Origin of the sequence: Bombilactobacillus mellis (assembly GCF_000967245.1) — a bacterium.
Lineage (GTDB): Bacteria > Bacillota > Bacilli > Lactobacillales > Lactobacillaceae > Bombilactobacillus > Bombilactobacillus mellis.
This window is the reverse complement of the sequence record NZ_KQ033883.1, coordinates 1-2,712: the sequence shown is the minus strand read 5'-3', so window position 1 is coordinate 2,712 and position 2,712 is coordinate 1. Positions and strand designations below refer to the sequence as shown.

Here is a 2,712-nt window from a genome sequence, read left to right as displayed (position 1 = left end):
CGTCACCGTCTTAAACGGCTCTACATAGAAGGGCTGGTGATTGCAACACCGGCTCTTTTTATGTCTTTATTATAACACGATTAGCATTAATAACCCAAGCAACAGCTTTTCACTCGGGCTTTAATCCCCACTAACAATGATCTTTAAAATAATCTTGACTTTAAGCTTCATTTTACCCAATCATTAAAGTTTATTGAGTCTTAAATATAAAAACCTTTTAAAGCTCTCAAAAGGGCGGATATTAGCTTTTAATCTGAATACTATTAGACTAAATAATTCATTTGATTCATCCTGATTAGCCCACACTGACAGATTTTTGGGATAAATCTGTATTATAACCATCCGTGAAGCCTTTTTTAAAAGACTTACTTTTATAATTACAGCTCACTTTATCGTCCATAGATCTAGTCGGCCCTAATCGTTTAATGACTTCATCATCAGGCTTGACCATTAAATCATATTTTTTCGTTTGGTCATTCAGTCTTGTTTCTAAGCCAGTAATAAATCCATAAATATAATTTCTCTTTAAAAATGCGGTTAATTTTCGGTTTCTGGCAGCGCCAGTTTTTAAATAATAATTGTTTAAATACTTTTTGGTTCTATATTGAATAATTTTAACAGCTAGAAAATATATATTTTTAGCTAATTCCACATCACTAGAATAACCATAAAAGTTATAATTAAAATACCCACATGATCCAGTACGTACAAAAATTACTTTAAAATTTTCAGCGATCACATTTGCTAAAAATTTTTTTAACACAGAAAATTTTCTACACCTTTCCAATACCCCATATTCTACAGCCCGTTGTTGATCCTGAATACTGGATTTTTTAATACCATATTTCACCATTAATTTTTGGGCTAATAAGAAAGCTGTTTGTGTCTCTTCATCTTGATTACTATCCTTAGCAATGTCTAATAAACCTTTTACCTTATTTATGATTTTTTGATTTGCACTATATTTCATTAAAAATTACACTCCTTTTTTGTCTTTTGCGGCTGGCTTGCCTGTCAAAAGCTTTTTTTGCTTTTGACGCCACGCTATCAACTACTAAAGAGGGCTGAACGCAAGTGTTTAAGTTTAAATTTTTTGTTAACTTTAGGGCTTTTTCGCAACAAAAAATTTTAACGGCACTTGCGTGAAGACTAGTACCCGTTAAAAAATTTGTTTGAGGCGCGTAGCGGGTTCCTAAAACAAAGGTATTTTTACGGGTACTCTTTAGTAGTGAAGCCCCGGACACGGGGCGTTTGCAGGCGCAAAAGCAAAAAAAAAGCAACTCTTCAGTTGTTTAGAAAAGTTGTTACTATATAACGATATAAAGATATAACGATATAAAGATGTTCTCATTGATTGATGTTCTTATTGATGTCTAAATTGAAAGTAGTAATTATTAAGTATTAAGAAAGTTGATTCAATAAATTATTTTAAAACCAAGTTATTTGATTGATGATCTGAATTATGATGATCATAGATAATTGTTTTACTTATTTTTCTATTATTGGATTATGATGAAATAATAAAAAATAAATTTAGGAAGTAGCCGTTATGGAATTAAAAAGTTTAGATATGAGTCCAGAAATTAGAAATGCAGTTCAGTTTGATACTAACTACCCAACAAAAATACTTATTCCAACCTTGTGTCCACACTGTAAGGTTAGTAATAATCCAATAACAGAACTAATTGGTTCTAAAAAAGTAAGTTCTTACATCATTTGTGCTTATACCCACAAGTGTACTAGTTGCCAAAATTATCATTTTACTGTACAAAGATATTCTTGGCATATTTAAGGATATTCTAAGGCACTTGATGCCCATATGCTAATGATTTATCCAGACACTAGTTACACAAAATTTGATGAAGTGATTTCTAAAACCTCTGAAAAATTCATAGATATTTATCAACAAGCCGAACTTGCAGAATCACATAATTGTTACGAATTAGCTGGTATGGGCTATCGTGCAGCTTTAGAGGTCTTAATTAAAGATTACGCACTAAATGTTCTTCATGATAATAAGCAATACATTGAACAATTAAATTTAAATAATGCTATAGAGCATTACTTTAAAGGAAAAGACCATGAAATAAATAACATTACAGCCAATATAGTTAGAATAAACGGCAATAATTTCGTGCACTGGGATAAACCAGAGGATTTTAATTCCAAAAAAGCCTTAGATACATTAAAAGAATACTTTAATATTTTTCTTGAGGTTATCACCGCTAAAATAAAAACAAAAAATATTATAAATAAATATGATAAAAATTCACATACCCTTTGAAGATAAATATTATTAATTAAATCTGAAACCAACGGATAGTATAATCTAAAGTTAAATTATTGTTAATATATCAATATTTACATTGAAGTTTTTCTAACACATGTTATTGCTCTTGATTAGAATTAATAAGCAAAGAAACCTGCTTTCTAGCATAATTACTGAGTTTCAGGCCATTTTTAGAAGTAATATTTTTGAGTTCGCGTTTACCATTACGTAAATTAGAAATAGTCGAGTTAGGTATCTGCGTTGCCTTACTGATTTTGTAAGTTGAAATATTCGATCTGAGTAAAGCCTCAATAAGTAATAAATCAATAATACTATTATTTTTTTTGATCATTAAAAGCTCCTCTTGTGCCATTATAATAAGAATATGGCTGCATAAAGAAATCAGAAACAATAAAAGAATTACTCTACTCAATGATATTTAT

Annotated in this window: 4 protein-coding genes; 2 read left to right on the top strand and 2 right to left on the bottom strand. The window is 29.9% G+C overall.

What is annotated here, in order from left to right; genetic code table 11:
• Positions 1–295: 295 nt before the first annotated feature.
• Entirely contained in the window at positions 296–970 is a 675-nt protein-coding gene (locus JG29_RS08500) for a DUF2786 domain-containing protein (protein ID WP_045923560.1), read from the bottom strand.
• A 579-nt stretch (positions 971–1,549) separates the two neighbouring features.
• On the opposite strand from JG29_RS08500, the gene JG29_RS08815 reads away from it, so the two are divergent.
• Entirely contained in the window at positions 1,550–1,792 is a 243-nt protein-coding gene (locus tag JG29_RS08815) for a hypothetical protein (protein WP_156961669.1), read from the top strand.
• Positions 1,793–1,825: 33 nt separating this feature from the next.
• Positions 1,826–2,284, top strand: coding sequence for a DUF4145 domain-containing protein (locus JG29_RS08495; RefSeq protein ID WP_198139914.1), 459 nt, complete (start codon positions 1,826–1,828; stop codon positions 2,282–2,284).
• A gap of 103 nt (positions 2,285–2,387) precedes the next feature.
• Here JG29_RS08495 and JG29_RS08490 read toward each other — a convergent pair whose 3' ends face one another.
• Positions 2,388–2,642, bottom strand: a complete 255-nt coding sequence (locus tag JG29_RS08490) for a hypothetical protein (RefSeq protein WP_232297117.1) — start codon at positions 2,640–2,642, stop codon at positions 2,388–2,390.
• Positions 2,643–2,712 lie beyond the last annotated feature (70 nt).